Origin of the sequence: Corynebacterium sp. Z-1 (genome assembly GCF_031844665.1) — a bacterium.
Taxonomy (GTDB): Bacteria; Actinomycetota; Actinomycetes; order Mycobacteriales; family Mycobacteriaceae; genus Corynebacterium; species Corynebacterium sanguinis.
This window is the reverse complement of the sequence record NZ_CP134621.1, coordinates 1,070,320-1,084,311: the sequence shown is the minus strand read 5'-3', so window position 1 is coordinate 1,084,311 and position 13,992 is coordinate 1,070,320. Positions and strand designations below refer to the sequence as shown.

15 protein-coding genes and 2 riboswitches are annotated in these 13,992 nt (G+C 66.8%); of the genes, 11 read left to right on the top strand and 4 right to left on the bottom strand.

Going from position 1 to position 13,992, the window contains the following annotated elements; translation table 11 throughout:
- Window positions 1-7 precede the first annotated feature (7 nt).
- A riboswitch (guanidine-III (ykkC-III) riboswitch) is annotated at window positions 8-76 on the top strand.
- A gap of 11 nt (window positions 77-87) precedes the next feature.
- The 3 genes from RIU96_RS05320 to hisN are packed head-to-tail and all read left to right on the top strand — an operon-like array spanning window position 88 to window position 2,008.
- The gene (locus RIU96_RS05320; RefSeq protein ID WP_259813000.1) at window positions 88-402 is read left to right on the top strand and encodes a DMT family transporter; all 315 of its coding nucleotides are present in this window, start codon (window positions 88-90) and stop codon (window positions 400-402) included.
- Window positions 403-411: 9 nt separating this feature from the next.
- Window positions 412-1,227 carry an inositol monophosphatase family protein gene (locus tag RIU96_RS05315; RefSeq protein WP_144317292.1) on the top strand — a complete coding sequence of 272 codons (816 nt, stop codon included), beginning with the start codon at window positions 412-414 and terminating at the stop codon, window positions 1,225-1,227.
- A complete protein-coding gene (gene hisN / locus RIU96_RS05310; RefSeq protein WP_144317293.1) occupies window positions 1,220-2,008 on the top strand; it encodes a histidinol-phosphatase in 789 nt (262 codons plus the stop codon). The genes RIU96_RS05315 and hisN overlap by 8 nt, the downstream gene beginning before the upstream one ends.
- Here the strand turns inward: hisN and RIU96_RS05305 are convergent.
- Entirely contained in the window at window positions 1,995-2,813 is an 819-nt protein-coding gene (locus RIU96_RS05305; RefSeq protein WP_259810307.1) for a S1 family peptidase, read from the bottom strand. The two genes, hisN and RIU96_RS05305, sit on opposite strands and share 14 nt — an antisense overlap.
- Before the next feature lie 77 nt (window positions 2,814-2,890).
- Window positions 2,891-3,007, top strand: a riboswitch (TPP riboswitch).
- Between RIU96_RS05305 and thiC the strand changes: the two genes are divergently transcribed.
- From thiC to RIU96_RS05280, 5 genes are all read left to right on the top strand, one after another.
- A complete protein-coding gene (gene thiC, locus RIU96_RS05300; protein WP_144317295.1) occupies window positions 3,006-4,745 on the top strand; it encodes a phosphomethylpyrimidine synthase ThiC in 1,740 nt (579 codons plus the stop codon). It overlaps the preceding riboswitch by 2 nt.
- Before the next feature lie 22 nt (window positions 4,746-4,767).
- A complete protein-coding gene (locus RIU96_RS05295) occupies window positions 4,768-5,997 on the top strand; it encodes a DUF418 domain-containing protein (RefSeq protein ID WP_144741554.1) in 1,230 nt (409 codons plus the stop codon).
- Window positions 5,990-6,649, top strand: coding sequence for a thiamine phosphate synthase (locus RIU96_RS05290; RefSeq protein WP_136652375.1), 660 nt, complete (start codon window positions 5,990-5,992; stop codon window positions 6,647-6,649). Before RIU96_RS05295 ends, RIU96_RS05290 begins: the two co-directional genes overlap by 8 nt.
- 5 nt (window positions 6,650-6,654) lie before the next feature.
- Window positions 6,655-7,809 carry an MFS transporter gene (locus RIU96_RS05285; RefSeq protein WP_136652376.1) on the top strand — a complete coding sequence of 385 codons (1,155 nt, stop codon included), beginning with the start codon at window positions 6,655-6,657 and terminating at the stop codon, window positions 7,807-7,809.
- An 11-nt stretch (window positions 7,810-7,820) separates the two neighbouring features.
- Complete coding sequence (locus RIU96_RS05280; protein WP_144741557.1) at window positions 7,821-8,252, top strand: GNAT family N-acetyltransferase; 432 nt, start codon at window positions 7,821-7,823, stop codon at window positions 8,250-8,252.
- Window positions 8,253-8,254: 2 nt separating this feature from the next.
- Here the strand turns inward: RIU96_RS05280 and RIU96_RS05275 are convergent, their stop codons facing one another.
- Together RIU96_RS05275 and RIU96_RS05270 are read right to left on the bottom strand one after the other, a co-directional pair.
- Complete coding sequence (locus RIU96_RS05275; RefSeq protein ID WP_288725517.1) at window positions 8,255-9,490, bottom strand: Nramp family divalent metal transporter; 1,236 nt, start codon at window positions 9,488-9,490, stop codon at window positions 8,255-8,257.
- A gap of 103 nt (window positions 9,491-9,593) precedes the next feature.
- Complete coding sequence (locus RIU96_RS05270) at window positions 9,594-9,968, bottom strand: ectoine synthase (protein WP_136652378.1); 375 nt, start codon at window positions 9,966-9,968, stop codon at window positions 9,594-9,596.
- Window positions 9,969-10,077: 109 nt separating this feature from the next.
- On the opposite strand from RIU96_RS05270, the gene thiO reads away from it, so the two are divergent.
- Genes thiO through RIU96_RS05255 form a run of 3 tightly spaced genes read left to right on the top strand, consistent with a single transcriptional unit; the run spans window position 10,078 to window position 12,163 of the window.
- Window positions 10,078-11,172 (top strand): glycine oxidase ThiO, encoded by a 1,095-nt coding sequence (gene thiO, locus RIU96_RS05265; RefSeq protein WP_144741559.1) that lies wholly within the window; start codon window positions 10,078-10,080, stop codon window positions 11,170-11,172.
- The gene (gene thiS / locus RIU96_RS05260) at window positions 11,169-11,378 is read left to right on the top strand and encodes a sulfur carrier protein ThiS (RefSeq protein ID WP_136652380.1); all 210 of its coding nucleotides are present in this window, start codon (window positions 11,169-11,171) and stop codon (window positions 11,376-11,378) included. Before thiO ends, thiS begins: the two co-directional genes overlap by 4 nt.
- Window positions 11,379-11,383: 5 nt before the next feature.
- A complete protein-coding gene (locus RIU96_RS05255) occupies window positions 11,384-12,163 on the top strand; it encodes a thiazole synthase (RefSeq protein WP_144741562.1) in 780 nt (259 codons plus the stop codon).
- Here the strand turns inward: RIU96_RS05255 and RIU96_RS05250 are convergent.
- Window positions 12,160-13,965, bottom strand: a complete 1,806-nt coding sequence (locus RIU96_RS05250; RefSeq protein WP_144772414.1) for a BCCT family transporter — start codon at window positions 13,963-13,965, stop codon at window positions 12,160-12,162. The genes RIU96_RS05255 and RIU96_RS05250 overlap by 4 nt on opposite strands.
- Between the last annotated feature and the right edge of the window lie 27 nt (window positions 13,966-13,992).

Here is a 13,992-nt window from a genome sequence, read left to right as displayed (position 1 = left end):
ATGTAAGTCTAGCCTGCGCGTTCGCGCGGGCCCCGGACGAGGGAGCCGTACCCGGGAGCGCGACAAGACGGCCAGAAAGTACGCACCATGGCATGGATCATTCTGCTCCTTTCCGGCGCTTTCGAGGCGGTGTGGGCAATCGCTCTGGACCGCTCGCAGGCCCTGACCCGCCCGGTGCCCTCGGTTGTCTTCTTCGTTGCCCTGGCGATTTCCATGGGGGGACTGGCCTGGGCGCTGCGCACCGTCCCGCTCGGCACCGGTTACGCGGTGTGGGTCGGCGTCGGCGCCTCGCTCGCGGTTGTGTACTCCTTTGCAACGGGGCAAGAAGCGATCACGCCCCTGAAGGTCACGTTCCTACTCATGGTCGTCGGCGGCATCGCCGGGCTGAAGCTGGTTGGCTAACGCGCCATAATGGTCTGCATGACTGCTGCCTTCATCTCCGCCCATGCCGATTCCGACGACGCCACGCTCGCCGCGGCACTCGTCGAGCACGCTGGCCGCCTCGCGTTGCGCATGCGTGACGACGGCCTGTCCACGCAGCAGAAAACCTCCGTCTCCGACGTGGTCACCGACGCCGACCGCGCCGCAGAGCAGTTCGTCGCCGACGCGCTTTTGGCGCTGTGCCCCGACGATGGCGTCGTGGGCGAGGAGGGCGCTGCCCGGGCGTCGACAAGCGGGCGGACCTGGGTGATCGACCCGGTCGACGGGACCTACAACTTCTCCCACGGCTCCGACTACTTCTGCTCCGCGCTCGCGCTCGTTGCGGGCGATGTCAGCGAGCCCGATGAGCTTATTCTCGGCGCGGTGCACCGACCCGCGTTTGCCACGACCTGGCTCGCGGCGGGCGGCGTGGCGACGCGCAACGGCGAGCGACTGCCACAGCTTGAAAGCGCGGGGCTGGACCAGCTCGCGCTGGCGACCTACCTGCACCCGCGCTCGATGAGTCACGAGTCGATTCGCCAGGCCTGGGTCTCGGCCGTTAAAGACGCCGCCACTATCCGCATGTGGGGCGCGGGTTCCGTCGACCTGGCCACCGTTGCCTCCGGCGGCATCGGCGGCTGGCTGCAGCACTCCGTGGCGGACTGGGACTGGCTGCCCGGCAAGGCGCTCGTCGAAGCCGTCGGCGGGCGCGCGATCAAGGTTCAGGCCGGCGGTGTCGCGTGGTGCGTGGCCGGCAACCCGCTCATCGTCGATGAGGTGGCGGGTAAACTCTCTGAGCATGTCTAACTACGCTGACGACCTCGCCCTCGCCCTCAAACTCGCGGATCTCGCGGACGGGATCACCATCGAGCGCTTCGAAGCGGCCGACCTAAACGTCGAATCCAAGCCCGATATGACCCCCGTCTCCGACGCCGATCTGGCCGTCGAGGAAGCGCTGCGCGCAGAGCTTGCGACCGCGCGCCCGGCCGACGCCGTGCTCGGCGAGGAGTTCGGCGGCGAGGCGGTCATCGAGGGCCGCCAGTGGGTGATCGACCCGATCGACGGCACCAAAAACTTCGTGCGCGGCGTGCCCGTGTGGGCGACGCTCATCGCGCTGCTTGTCGACGGCCAGCCGGTCGTCGGCGTCATCTCCGCCCCCGCCCTGGCGCGCCGCTGGTACGCCTCCGCCGGAACCGGGGCGTGGCGCACCTTCAGCACGGGCGCGCTGAAGCGCCTGAACGTGTCCAAGGTCGCCGAGCTGTCTGACGCCTCTATCTCCATGTCCTCGCTGGAGGGCTGGCAGGAGCGCGGCCTGCGCGACAACTTCATCGCTCTGACCGAGAAGGCCTGGCGGCTGCGTGGCTACGGCGATTTCCTGAGCTACTGCTTCGTCGCTGAGGGCGCGGTCGACATCGCCTTGGAGCCCGAGGTGTCGCTGTGGGACTTGGCCGCGCTGGCGGTGCTGGTGACTGAGGCTGGGGGCACGTTTACGTCGTTAAGCGGCGAAGAGGGCCCGCACGGCGGCGACGCTGTCGCGACCAATGGGGCCCTCCACGAGGCAGTGCTGAAGGAAGTTACGGGAGCCTAAACCCGCTGCCCGGGGCGGATCCGCTGTTCATCGCGCCGAGGATCGTCTCGAATCTCGCCGAGGACGTCGGGGAGAAGATCGGGCCCTGCAGCGGCGAGTAGCACGGCGCGTTGATGATGCCGCCGTTGATAATGCCGACGAGGGAATCCCCGGCGAGCAGGGGCGCGCCAGAGTCGCCCTGCATTGCGCACACCTGGTTGAGGTTGGTGACCCCATCGTCGATCCAGGTCACGCCGCAGGTCTGCGCCGAGGCGTAGCCGGACTTGCACACGACCTGGCCGAACGCGCGCGGCGCGGCGCCGAGGTGGTTGACCGTCACGCCGTTGTAGGTGCGGCTAACCTCCGCGTTGGGGTAAAGCTCGATGACGGCGTAATCCAGTGCGCGGTTGACCGCGGCGATGCGGCCGGATTCACCCACGCCGAGCGCGTCGGCAGAGATCACTGACTGGCCCTCCGAGCCACAGTGGCCGGCGGTGACGGCGACCATGCGGCCGGCGGCGTCGTAGCCGGCCGCGGCGATGGTGCACATTGCTGAGCCATTGATGTAGACCGGAGTGCCCGGCCCGTACAGAGCTTTACCGCGGTTGACCTGCGCGTCCCACGCCTCCGGGGCGATCGGGGCGGCATCGTGAAACGACCCCGGCACGCGGTGAAGCACGCGATCAGCCGCGGGCTTTCCGGCCAGCACCTTGGACACCGGATCGGTGCGCCAGATGTAATTCGGGTCCTCCTGCGCGTGGGCGAGCGGCGCCCCCGCCATGACGACGATAAGGGCGAAAAGAGGGGCGAGCAGGCGGCGGACCATGTGATGACACTTTCTCTTGCGTAACTTCTGTAACAGCAATATAGCATTTCCGCGCCACCACGACTAGGTTGGTGCGCACGACCTCACACGGGCGCCCCACTGGTTAGGGGCTGAGACCGCGCCGAAGCAGCCGCGCGGGCACCGTTCGAACCTGCCTGGTTAGCACCGGCGAAGGAAGTAAGGAGCCATTTCGTGACCGATTCGTACGCGCAAGAAATCCACCCCAAGCACAGCTACGCGCCGATCCGCGCAGGCGGCCTGGAAGTGCCCGAAACCGCCATCTCACTCGATGACTCGCCAAGCGGTCCAAACGAGCCCTTCCGGACCTACCGCACCCGCGGGCCATGGGCTCAGCCCGAGGAAGGACTACCGGCGCTGCGCAGCACGTGGATCGCCGAGCGCGGCGACGTCGAGGAGTACACTGGGCGCCAACGCAACCTGCTTGACGACGGCACACGGGCCGCCAAGCGCGGCTCCGCCTCCGAGGAGTGGCGGGGAGCCAGGCGAAACCCGTTGCGCGCCCACCCCGGCAAGCGCGTGACCCAGATGCACTACGCCCGCCGCGGCGAAATCAGCCCCGAGATGGAGTTCGTCGCCCTGCGCGAGCACTGCGACGTAGAGAAGGTGCGCTCGCAAGTCGCCGCAGGCCGCGCAATCATCCCGAACAACGTCAACCACCCCGAGAGCGAGCCGATGATCATCGGCAATGCGTTTTTGACCAAGATCAACGCCAATATCGGCAACTCCGCCGTGACCTCGTCAATCCGCGAGGAGGTGGACAAGCTACGCTGGGCAACCCGCTGGGGTGCCGACACCGTGATGGATCTGTCCACCGGCAACGACATCCACACCACCCGCGAGTGGATCATCCGCAACTCCCCCGTCCCGATCGGCACCGTGCCCATCTACCAGGCCCTGGAGAAGGTCGGCGGCATTGCCGAGGATTTGACCTGGGAAATCTTCCGCGACACCGTCATCGAACAGTGCGAGCAGGGCGTGGACTACATGACCATCCACGCCGGAGTTCGCCTGCCGTTCGTGCCGCTGACCACCCGGCGCGTCACGGGCATCGTCTCCCGCGGCGGCTCGATCATGGCCGGCTGGTGCCTCGCCCACCACAAGGAGTCCTTCCTCTACGAGAACTTCGACGAGCTCTGCGAGATCTTCGCGGCCTACGACGTCTCCTTCTCGCTCGGTGACGGCCTGCGCCCCGGCTCCGTGGCCGACGCCAACGACGCCGCCCAATTCGCCGAGCTAAAGACCATCGGCGAGCTGTGCCACCGCGCCTGGGATTTCGACGTCCAGGTGATGATCGAGGGCCCCGGCCACGTGCCGCTGGACATGATCCAGATCAACAACGACAAGGAAGAGGAGTGGTGCGGCGGGGCGCCCTTCTACACGCTTGGCCCCCTGGTCACCGACATCGCTCCGGGGTATGACCACATCACCTCCGCGATCGGCGCGGCCAACATCGCCGCGGGCGGCACCGCGATGCTGTGCTACGTCACCCCGAAGGAGCACCTCGGGCTGCCAAACAAGGACGACGTGAAGACGGGCGTGATCACCTACAAGATCGCCGCGCACGCCGCCGACGTGGCGAAGGGGCATCCGGGCGCCCGGGACTGGGACGACGCGATGAGCAAGGCCCGCTTCGAGTTCCGCTGGGAGGACCAGTTCGCGCTCTCCCTCGACCCGGACACCGCGCGCGCCTACCACGACGAGACCCTGCCCGCCGAACCGGCCAAGACCGCGCATTTCTGCTCCATGTGCGGTCCGAAGTTCTGCTCGATGCGGATCTCCCAGGACATCCGGGACGAGTTCGGCGACACCATCGAATCCCTGGGCATGCCCACCGTCGACGCCGTCCTCGGCGAGCAGCACATGGCGCATGTTTTCCGCGAACACGGCTCGCAGGTCTACCTCCCCGAGTAAGCCACCCGAGTAGGTTGTGGGCATGGACAAAACACCCGCGAAGCAAAGACTGCTCCTCCCCGACATCGCCCGCGGCGTCTCCCTGCTGGGCATCGCCGCAGCCAACTCGGTCCAAGCCTGGATCACCACTGGCTCATCCGGTGCCGGCGCGCCGGGCGACACCCTCGGCGGCGTCGACCCTTCGAGCGGGGTGGATGCCTTCTTCGCCGTGTTTTCCGCGATGTTCGTCCACGTACGCGGCCTGCCGATGTTTTCCACGCTGCTCGGCTTCGGCTTCGGGCTAGTGGTGGCCAGCCTGTACCGCAAGCACTACCCGCTGCGCGACGCGCGCCGGGTGCTTCTGCGCCGCTACGGCACCCTCGCTGCGCTGGGGCTAATCCACATGCTCGCGATCTTCTACGGCGACATCATGCTCACCTATGGGCTCATCGGCGTGCTCATGGCTCTACTGTTCACCGTCAGCGCGAAGTGGCTGCGCCTGATCGCCTACATCTTGCTGGGATTTTTCGCCGTTACCGGCACCGCCGGCGCTTTTGCTGTGTACTTCTTCGAGCCCGGGGCCCTGCCCGATATGCGCGCCCCCACCACGGAGCTGTTAACCGTGGGTGACTACTTCAGCGCCAACTTTTCCGCGGCGATGCTGATGCTCACTTCGATCCCCTTCGCGGTCGCTTCTCTCGCCGGGCTGAGCATCATCGGCTACGTCTGGGCGACGGAGGGTTACCTGGTGAACGTCGATAAGCATCGCGCTATTCTGCGGCAATGGGTCTATGTCGCCGTGGCGATCACCCTGCTGCTCGGGCTTCCGTGGGGTCTCGCGGCGATCGGGGTGATCGACCCGGGCCTCGAGGAGTTCTTCTGGATCCTCAACCAGTCCTGGGGGCCGTTCACCGGCCCCGGCATCCTCGCCGCGTTCGCGCTGGCCACCAACGGGATGCAAAAGCGCGCCGCCGAGGCGCAGGCCGCGCCTGGCTGGGCCTACCCACTGATCGCGCTGGGTAAGCGCTCCATGTCCGGCTACCTCGCACAGTCGCTGCTGTTTATTGTCCTCGTCTCGCCCTTCGGGTTCGGGCTCGGCCTTGACGCGACCGTCACCGGCAAGCTTGGAGTGGGCCTCCTGGTCTGGCTGATCACGCTGCTTTTTGCCTCCGTCCTCGAGGCCACGCGCGCCCCGGGCCCGTTCGAGTGGGCGCACCGCCACCTCGCCTACGGGCGCACGGGCGCGATCGAGCCGAGGCCCGTCAATGCCTAAACCCGACCTCGACCTGCGCTGCTACTTCGTCACCGGCAGCGGTAGCGAGCGCGACATCGTCGCCCGCGCCCGCGACGCCGCGCGCGCCGGAGCTGGCGTGATCCAGGTACGCAGCAAGCCCATCTCAGCGCGCGACCTCTACAACCTCGGCCTCCACGTGGCGCGCGAGGTGCACCACGCCAACCCCGCCACGCGCGTGCTTATCGACGACCGCGTCGACGTCGCCCTCGCCCTGCGCGACGCGGGGGTCAGCGGCGTCCACCTCGGCCAAGACGACCTCGACGTGCGCGTTGCCCGGCGCCTGCTCGGCCCCGACGCCGTCATCGGGCTGACCACGGGGACGCTCGAGCTCGTGCGCGGTGCAAACGACCTCGCCGACTACATCGACTACGTCGGGGCCGGCCCGTTTCGTGCCACCCCGACGAAGAACTCGGGCCGGCCACTGCTCGGTGTCGACGGCTACCGCCCGCTGGTCGCGGAATCGCTCGTGCCTGTGGTCGCCATTGGCGACGTCACCGTCGACGACGCCGCCGAGCTCGCCTCCACCGGCGTCGACGGCCTCGCTTTGGTCCGCGGCATCATGAACGCCACCGATACGCAAGCGTATGTCGCGCGCGTGATCTCCGAGTTCGAACGCGGCGCACTACATTAGTCCCCATGTCCAGCCGCAAAGTTTTCCTCAGCGTCATCTTCTTCCTCGTCACAGCGGGATGGGCCGCGAACCACTTCGCGGCCGTCCTCGTGGTGCTTAAGGAGCGCGCGAACCTCGAGACGCTGCTGGTCAACGGCGCCTACGGCATCTACGCAGCCGGCCTGTTTCCGTGCCTCTTGGTCGGTGGCATCCTTGCCGACCGTTTCGGCGGCCGCCCGATCGTCATTACTGGCACGATCATCTCTGCGATCGGGAATTTGGGCCTGGCGCTGTCCCACAGCGCCGCCGCCCTACTGTCGGGGCGCTTCGTCGTCGGCCTCGGCGTCGGCCTCGTCGTCAGCGCGGGCACGGCGTGGGCGGCCCGGCTGCGCGGCGCGCCCGGCGCGACCCTCGCCGGCATCTTCCTCACCTCCGGATTCGCCCTCGGCCCAATCTTTTCCGGCATCATCGCCTACGCCCAGCCACGGATGTGGGAGACGTACGCGGTCACCATCGCGCTGTCACTAGCCGCCATCGTGGTCTCCCTGTTCGTCGGCGACACGCCGCACCACACCGCGACTCCGGCACCTGCGCCCGCCGCGGCGCCGGTGGAGCGCTCCTCCGCAAAGGCCCTGGCCACGTCACTGCCGGTTGCGGTGTGGGTCTTCGCCTCCATCACCACCGCGGTCATCGGGCTCGCCGCGCGCGTCTCCCACTATTTCCCCACCGGCGTGTTCATGCCCGGAATCGCGGCAGGGCTTGGCTTCGGTACCGCGCTGGTGCTCCAGGCGCTGGGCAGGCGCTTCGAGTGGGGCCCGCGCGCCGGCGTCATCGGGGCGCTCTGCTCCGCAATTGGCCTGGCGATCACCGGATTCTCCGGGGCCAACCCGTCGCTTCTCGCTTTCGCCGTCGCCACCATTGCCCTCGGCGCCGCCTACGGCTTGTGCCTGCGCGATGGGCTTCTCGACGTCGACACCTACGCACCCCTGCACGCGCGCGGCCGCGTCCTGGGAATCTACTACGTGGGCACCTACATCGGCTTCGCCCTGCCCCCGCTGTTGCAGTGGCTCGAGCCGCTAGCCGGGCCGACAATCCCCCTGCTCGTACTCGCCACCCTGGCGCTGACCTCGGCCATCGTGCGCTTTACCCAGATTAGGACCGGCTACCTCTCCCGCGCCTAAGCTTAGAAACCATGATCGCGATCTCCCCCTTGGCGGACCTGACTGCCCTGCAAGCCCACGCTCTGTTCAAGCTGCGCGTTGACGTGTTTGTCGTCGAGCAGCAGTGCCCGTTTGCGGAAATCGACGACATCGACGCGCACCCAGACACCCGCCACCTTCTAGCGTGGGATGATTCCGAGTTGCTCGGGTGCGCCCGAGTTTTCCCCACAGACTCGGGCAGCCGGTTTGGGCGCTTCGTTGTCGACCCGGCCGCGCGTGGCACGGGCCTTGGCCACGACATCATGCGCACCGGCATCGACTACACCCGCCGCTTTCCAGGCGACCTGGTCATCGAGGCCCAGTCCGGGCTGGTGGGGTACTACGCCGGTTTCGGGTTCGTCGCGGAGGGCGAAGAAGTCCTCGACGCCGGCATCCCCCACGTTACTATGCGGCTGGCGCGCTAACGCTAGAACAGGTCGACGAGCGAGAGCCCGCCGAGAACCAGGGTGACCAGGAAGATCAGCCCGCCGAGAATGTTTCCCACGATGGAGTTCGCGTGCTCACCCAGCAGGCGCTTGTTGTTCATCGTGAGCAGCAGGAAGAACGTAATGACGGGAAGCAGAATGCCGTTTGCGGCCTGGGCGAGGATGATGATCTGGATCGGGTTGAACCCCGAGATGGCAATCGCCGCGCCGAAGAGGACCACCACGACGACGATGATGCGGAAGCGCTGGCTCTTCATGTCGGTGGGCCAGCCCATGACGCCGCAGATCGCGTACGCCGCGCCCATCGGGCCGGCGACCGCGGAGGTCAGGCCCGCGGCGAACAGGCCGATGGCGAGCAGCCACGGGGCGGCGTCGCCAAGCATTGGGCGAAGCGGCGCGGCGAGGTCGGCGGCGGAGGTAGCCTCAAGCCCCTGGGCGAACATGACCGCCGCAGCCGTCGCGACGATCGCGAGCGTGATCAGGCCGCCGAGGCTGATAGAGACGACGTTGTCTACCCTTGCCTTTTTCAGGGCGGGATCGCGCGGCTCATCGCCCCATTTCTCCTGCACCAGGTTGGAGTGCAGGAAGACGTTGTAAGGAACGACGGTGGTGCCAATCAGCGCGACCGCGGAGAGCAGCGCGCCGTCCGGCACGGTGGGGATGAAGGTGGAGCGCAGCATTGCCCCGAGGTCGGGGCGTACGCTGATGGCGGTGATAACGAAGGTCAGCGCCAAAATGGCCACGAGCACCGTCATCACCTTCTCTAGGAAGGTGTAGCTGCCAGAGAGCAGCAGGATCAGCACCACTGCGGCGACACCGACGGAGAGCGCGACGTGCGGCAGGCTTGTGACGCTGGCCAGCGCGAGCGCGGTGCCCGTCGTGTCGCCCCCGGCGTACGCTGCGCCGCCGATGCCGATTGCGGAGACGACCAGGATGATCATCAGCGACTTGATAATCTGCGAGTTGAACGTCTGGCGCAGTGCCTCGCCGGTGCTCAGGCGCGCGGCGAGACCGAGGCGCACCGACATTTCCTGCAGGATGATCGTCGCCACGATGGAGAAGACGATCGCCCAGACGAGCGCGTAGCCAAAGTTCGCGCCGGTCACCGTGGCGGTGGTGACCGTGCCGGGGCCGATGAACGAGGCAGCGATGAGCAGCCCCGGGCCGAACAGGCCGGACTTGCGCTTCGGCGCTGGAGTGATTTCAACAGTGGACATCGCGGACCTCGAATCCGTCATTGAATGTGAGTTGGATCACATTATAGTGTGGGCCGCACCACCGCGCGGCGCTTTGGGCCGACGGATCGCCCCATAAGTGCCCTTAGTAGGAGCTGAACCCGTCTTCGCTCAGGGTGTGCTTCTCATCGCCGGTGATCGCCGGGTTGAAGATGCTGACCAGGATCAGGTCCTCGTCCTTGCCGCCGCGCAGGTAGTGGGCGTCGTGCTCGTCGAGCACGTAGATGGTGCCCGGGGTGATCGGGTAGACGTTGCCCTCGGTGTCTTCGACCTCACCGGAGCCGCCGATGCAGTAGCACGCCTCCAGGTGGTTGCGGTACTGCAGCTTAGACTCGGTGCCTGCGTGGACCACCGTGTGCGCCACGGCGAAGCCCATGTTGTCCTTCGCGGTGAGCACGCGCTCGGAGGTTCCTCCACCCCACTCAACCGTTTCCACATCGTTACGAGACCTCGTGAACATGAAATCCTCCTAGAATCCCAGAATTTTGTGTTGCACCTTCCAACCCTACGGAAACTTCGCGCGCTCGGGCAGGCCCGTCGCGCAACCTGGGGTGTGGAACAATGGGCCCATGTCTGGCACGCCAACCGCCGTCATCGGCGCGGGAATCATCGGGCTGAGCACGGCCTTAAGCCTGGCGGATCGCGGCCACGCGGTCACCGTGTACGACCCCGAGCCCACCAGCGGCGCCTCCCACTACGCGGGCGGAATGCTCGCGCCAGCCTCGGAGGTGGTGTACAAACAAGACCCGCTGCTGCCGCTGATGCAGGCCTCGGCGACTCTTTACCCGGAGCTGATCTCGCTGTGCGCGAAGTACTCCGATTTGCCGACCGGCTACCGCACCGACGGCACCATCGTGGTCGCCCGCGACCGCGCGGATAGCTCCTTCTTGGACGATCTGCTCAGCTACCAGCAAGCGCGCGGGGTGCACGCGCAGCGTCTCACGGTGCGCCAGGCCCGGGCACTGGAACCGGCCCTGTCACCCGCGCTGTCCTCAGCGGTGCTCAGCAGCGGCGACCACCAGGTCCAACCGCGGCTGTTCACGCGCTCGCTTATCGACGCCTGCACCCACGCCGGGGTGAGCTTCATCCGCGAGCTCGTGACCGACGTCTCCCACCTGCCGCAGGAGCAAGTCGTCATCGCCGCCGGCCTCGGGGCACAAGACATCGCCGGGTGGGGCGACGATAACGTTAGCCCGCTGCAGCTGCGCCCGGTCTACGGCGACATCCTGCACCTGCGGGCCCCGGCGCACCTGCATCCCCTCGCCACCCGTGTGGTCCGCGGCGTGGTGGAGGGCAGGGCGATCTACGTCATCCCGCGCGAGGACGCGACGCTCACGGTCGGCGCGACCAGCCGCGAGGATGGCCGCGCGAGCGCGCAGGCCCAGGGCGTGTACCAGCTTCTGCGCGACGCGATTGAAATTCTGCCCGGCATTGAGGACTGCGACTTCGCGGAAGCCGGCGCGGGCGCCCGGCCCGCCACGCCGGACGATCTGCCCTACCTCGGGCGTGTTAGCGAGCGCGTGGTTGTCAGCACCGGGTACTTCCGCCACGGGATTTTGCTGGCGGCACTGGCGGCGCGGTGCGCAGCGGAGCTCGTCGAGAAGCAAAAGCCCTGCCTAGACTTGAGTGCATGCGACCCGATGCGCCACAGGAGGACACAATGAGCACACACATCTTGGTCAACGACACCGCGCGCGACACCCACGCCGCGACGGTGAGCGAGCTCGTGCACGAGGTGCTCGGGCACGTGCCCGACGCCGGCACGGCCGTCGCGATCGACTCGGCCGTCGTCCCGCGCTCGAAGTGGGAATCGACCCAGCTTGCCGACGGTGCGCGCGTGGACATCCTCACCGCCGTCCAGGGAGGCTAGCGCACGTGCTGACTATCGCTGGCCGGGAATTTTCCTCCCGCCTCATCATGGGCACCGGCGGGGCGAGCTCGATGGACATGCTCGAGCGCTGCCTGGTGGCCTCGGGCACGGAGCTGACGACCGTCGCCATGCGGCGCCACGCCGCCGGCGGCAGCGGTGAGTCGGTCTTCGACATGCTGCGGCGGCTGGGCATCTCGCCGCTGCCGAACACGGCGGGCTGCAGAACCGCCCGCGACGCGGTGATCACCGCCGAGCTCGCCCGCGAAGCGCTGCACACCAACTGGGTCAAGCTCGAGGTCATCGCCGACGACCGCACTCTGCTGCCCGACGTGGTCGAGACCGTCGACGCCTGCGAGATGCTCATCAACGCCGGTTTCACCGTGCTCGCCTACACCTCCGACGATCCTGTGGCGGCGAAGCGCCTCGAGGACATCGGCGCGGCGGCAGTGATGCCGCTGGGTTCGCCGATCGGCACCGGGTTGGGCATCCTCAACCCGCACAACATCGAGCTGATCTGCTCGCGCGCGGAGGTGCCCGTGCTTATCGACGCCGGCCTCGGCACCGCCTCCGACGCCGCGCTCGCCATGGAATTCGGCTGCTCCGGGGTGCTGCTGGCCAGCGCCATCAACCGCAGCCAGGACCCGGAGACTATGGCCCACGCGATGCGCCTCGCTGTCGAGGCTGGGGCGCTGGCGGCGGGCGCCGGGCGGATTCCGAAGCGGGAGCACGCGGTGGCGTCGTCAAGCTTTGAAGGCCTGGCGAGCTGGGCCGACCAGGTGCTTTAGCGGCGCTTGGGGCTTTCCTCGTCGACGATTTTCACCGTGGGTTCTGATTCCTCGCTCCACTCTTGGTCGACCTCGCCGCCGATCGCGAGGTCACCCTCGATGATCAGCGAGTCCGACAGCCTCCAACCGCCTTCCTCCGGGTCGTACTCGAGCTCGGGGCGGGCCAGCTCGTTGCCCTCGGCGTCGTAGCCCGGCGCGGGGCGGTTTTCCGCCTCCTCAAGCTTCTCGGCACTATCGGTCTTTTCCCACTGGCGGGTGCGGACGCGGCGGCGCGCGGCGGAGTCGTCGTTCATCGCCTTGAGTAGCGCGAACATAATGAAGAAGTAGAGGATGAAGAACGGCAGCGCGATAATAATTACGACTTCCTGCAGCGCCTGGATGCCGGTGTCGTTGATAAACAGCAGGGCCGCAGTGACCACGCCGATGGCGATGACCCAGCCGACCTTGTAGTACGTCGGGGTCTTGTTCTCCTCACCCGAGGCGAACATGTCCATCACCATGGCGGCGGAGTCCATCGAGGTGACGAAGTACAGGATGATGACAACCAGGGCCAGCGAGCCGACGATGCCGTACAGCGGGTACTGCGACAAAAGGGTGAACAACGCCTGCGGGGTATCGCCCTGCTCCACCACGGGGCCGGTGAGCACGCCCGGGTTGGCCGTCTCGATCTCGGTCGCGGCACGACCGAAGATGGAAAACCAGATCATGTCGAAAGTCGTCGGCAGAAGCAGGGTGCCGCCGATGAACGCGCGCACCGTGCGGCCCTTAGAGATGCGGGCGAAGAACATGCCCACGAACGGCGCCCAGCAAATCGTCCACGCCCAGTAGAACGAGGTCCACGTCGCGTGCCAGCCCGGGTTGTCGTTGTAGGAATCAACCCAGAACATCAGCTCCGGAAGCGAGTTGGCGTAGATGCCGAAGGACTCGGTGATCTGCCCGATGAGCCTGAGCGTCGGGCCCGCCAGCAGCACGAACAGCATCAGTACGACGGTCGCGGCGATGTTGAGGTTGGACAGGATCTTGATTCCCTTATCCAGGCCGGAGGCGACGGAGAGGCACGCGGCAGCCGTGATCGCGAGGATGATGCCGAGCTGCACCGGGGTGATCAGCGGAACCGACCACATAATGTTCATCCCGGCGGAAATCTGCAGCACGCCCAAGCCGACGGAGACGCCGATGCCGAAGACTGTGCCGATGATGCCGGCGGCGTCGATAAGCTTGCCCGGCCACTCGTAGACGCGCTTGCCCAGAAGCGGAGAAAGCAGCGAGGACATGCGCGCCGGCATCTTGCGCTTGTAGCTGAAATAGCCCATGGCCAGGCCTGGGAGAGTGAAAATCACCCACATGTGGATGCCGAAGTGGTAGTAGGTGAACTCGAACGCCTGGGTGATCGCCTCGCGGCTCATCGGCTCGTAGTCACCGCGGGGCGGGTTGTAGGCGTGGTGCAGCGGTTCCGCGGCGCCCCAGAACATGAGCGTCGCGCCCATGCCGGCCGCGAATAGCATCGCGAACCAGACAGGCAAGGTGTACTCGGGTTCGTCATCGTCGTCCCCGAGCCTCAAGTTGCCGTACTTGGACACGAACACCACGATCAGGAACACCAGGACCATGGACACGCCGCCGATGTAGAACCAGGAGAAATTGTTCATCAGCGCCGTGGAAATCGACGAGTACGCTTCGCGGGCGCGGTCGCCGAAGATGACGGTGAGCCCGACGAACAGGGCGATGAAGCCCACGGAGGTGCAGAAAATCAGCGGGTCGGACTGCAACCCACGCTTTTTAACGGATGTGTTCGTCGACATAAGTGCGCAGTGTAGCGCGTCGCTTCA

What these genes read in the sequence shown, in the direction of transcription:
- RIU96_RS05270 (WP_136652378.1), bottom strand. Translation starts at nt 9,968, where the DNA reads ATGTTCACGAGGTCTCGTAACGATGTGGAAACGGTTGAGTGGGGTGGA.
- RIU96_RS05250 (WP_144772414.1), bottom strand. Translation starts at nt 13,965, where the DNA reads ATGTCGACGAACACATCCGTTAAAAAGCGTGGGTTGCAGTCCGACCCG.
- RIU96_RS05305 (WP_259810307.1), bottom strand. Translation starts at nt 2,813, where the DNA reads ATGGTCCGCCGCCTGCTCGCCCCTCTTTTCGCCCTTATCGTCGTCATG.
- RIU96_RS05285 (WP_136652376.1), top strand. Translation starts at nt 6,655, where the DNA reads ATGTCCAGCCGCAAAGTTTTCCTCAGCGTCATCTTCTTCCTCGTCACA.
- thiO (WP_144741559.1), top strand. Translation starts at nt 10,078, where the DNA reads ATGTCTGGCACGCCAACCGCCGTCATCGGCGCGGGAATCATCGGGCTG.
- RIU96_RS05290 (WP_136652375.1), top strand. Translation starts at nt 5,990, where the DNA reads ATGCCTAAACCCGACCTCGACCTGCGCTGCTACTTCGTCACCGGCAGC.
- RIU96_RS05315 (WP_144317292.1), top strand. Translation starts at nt 412, where the DNA reads ATGGTCTGCATGACTGCTGCCTTCATCTCCGCCCATGCCGATTCCGAC.
- thiS (WP_136652380.1), top strand. Translation starts at nt 11,169, where the DNA reads ATGAGCACACACATCTTGGTCAACGACACCGCGCGCGACACCCACGCC.
- RIU96_RS05320 (WP_259813000.1), top strand. Translation starts at nt 88, where the DNA reads ATGGCATGGATCATTCTGCTCCTTTCCGGCGCTTTCGAGGCGGTGTGG.
- hisN (WP_144317293.1), top strand. Translation starts at nt 1,220, where the DNA reads ATGTCTAACTACGCTGACGACCTCGCCCTCGCCCTCAAACTCGCGGAT.
- RIU96_RS05275 (WP_288725517.1), bottom strand. Translation starts at nt 9,490, where the DNA reads ATGTCCACTGTTGAAATCACTCCAGCGCCGAAGCGCAAGTCCGGCCTG.
- RIU96_RS05280 (WP_144741557.1), top strand. Translation starts at nt 7,821, where the DNA reads ATGATCGCGATCTCCCCCTTGGCGGACCTGACTGCCCTGCAAGCCCAC.
- RIU96_RS05295 (WP_144741554.1), top strand. Translation starts at nt 4,768, where the DNA reads ATGGACAAAACACCCGCGAAGCAAAGACTGCTCCTCCCCGACATCGCC.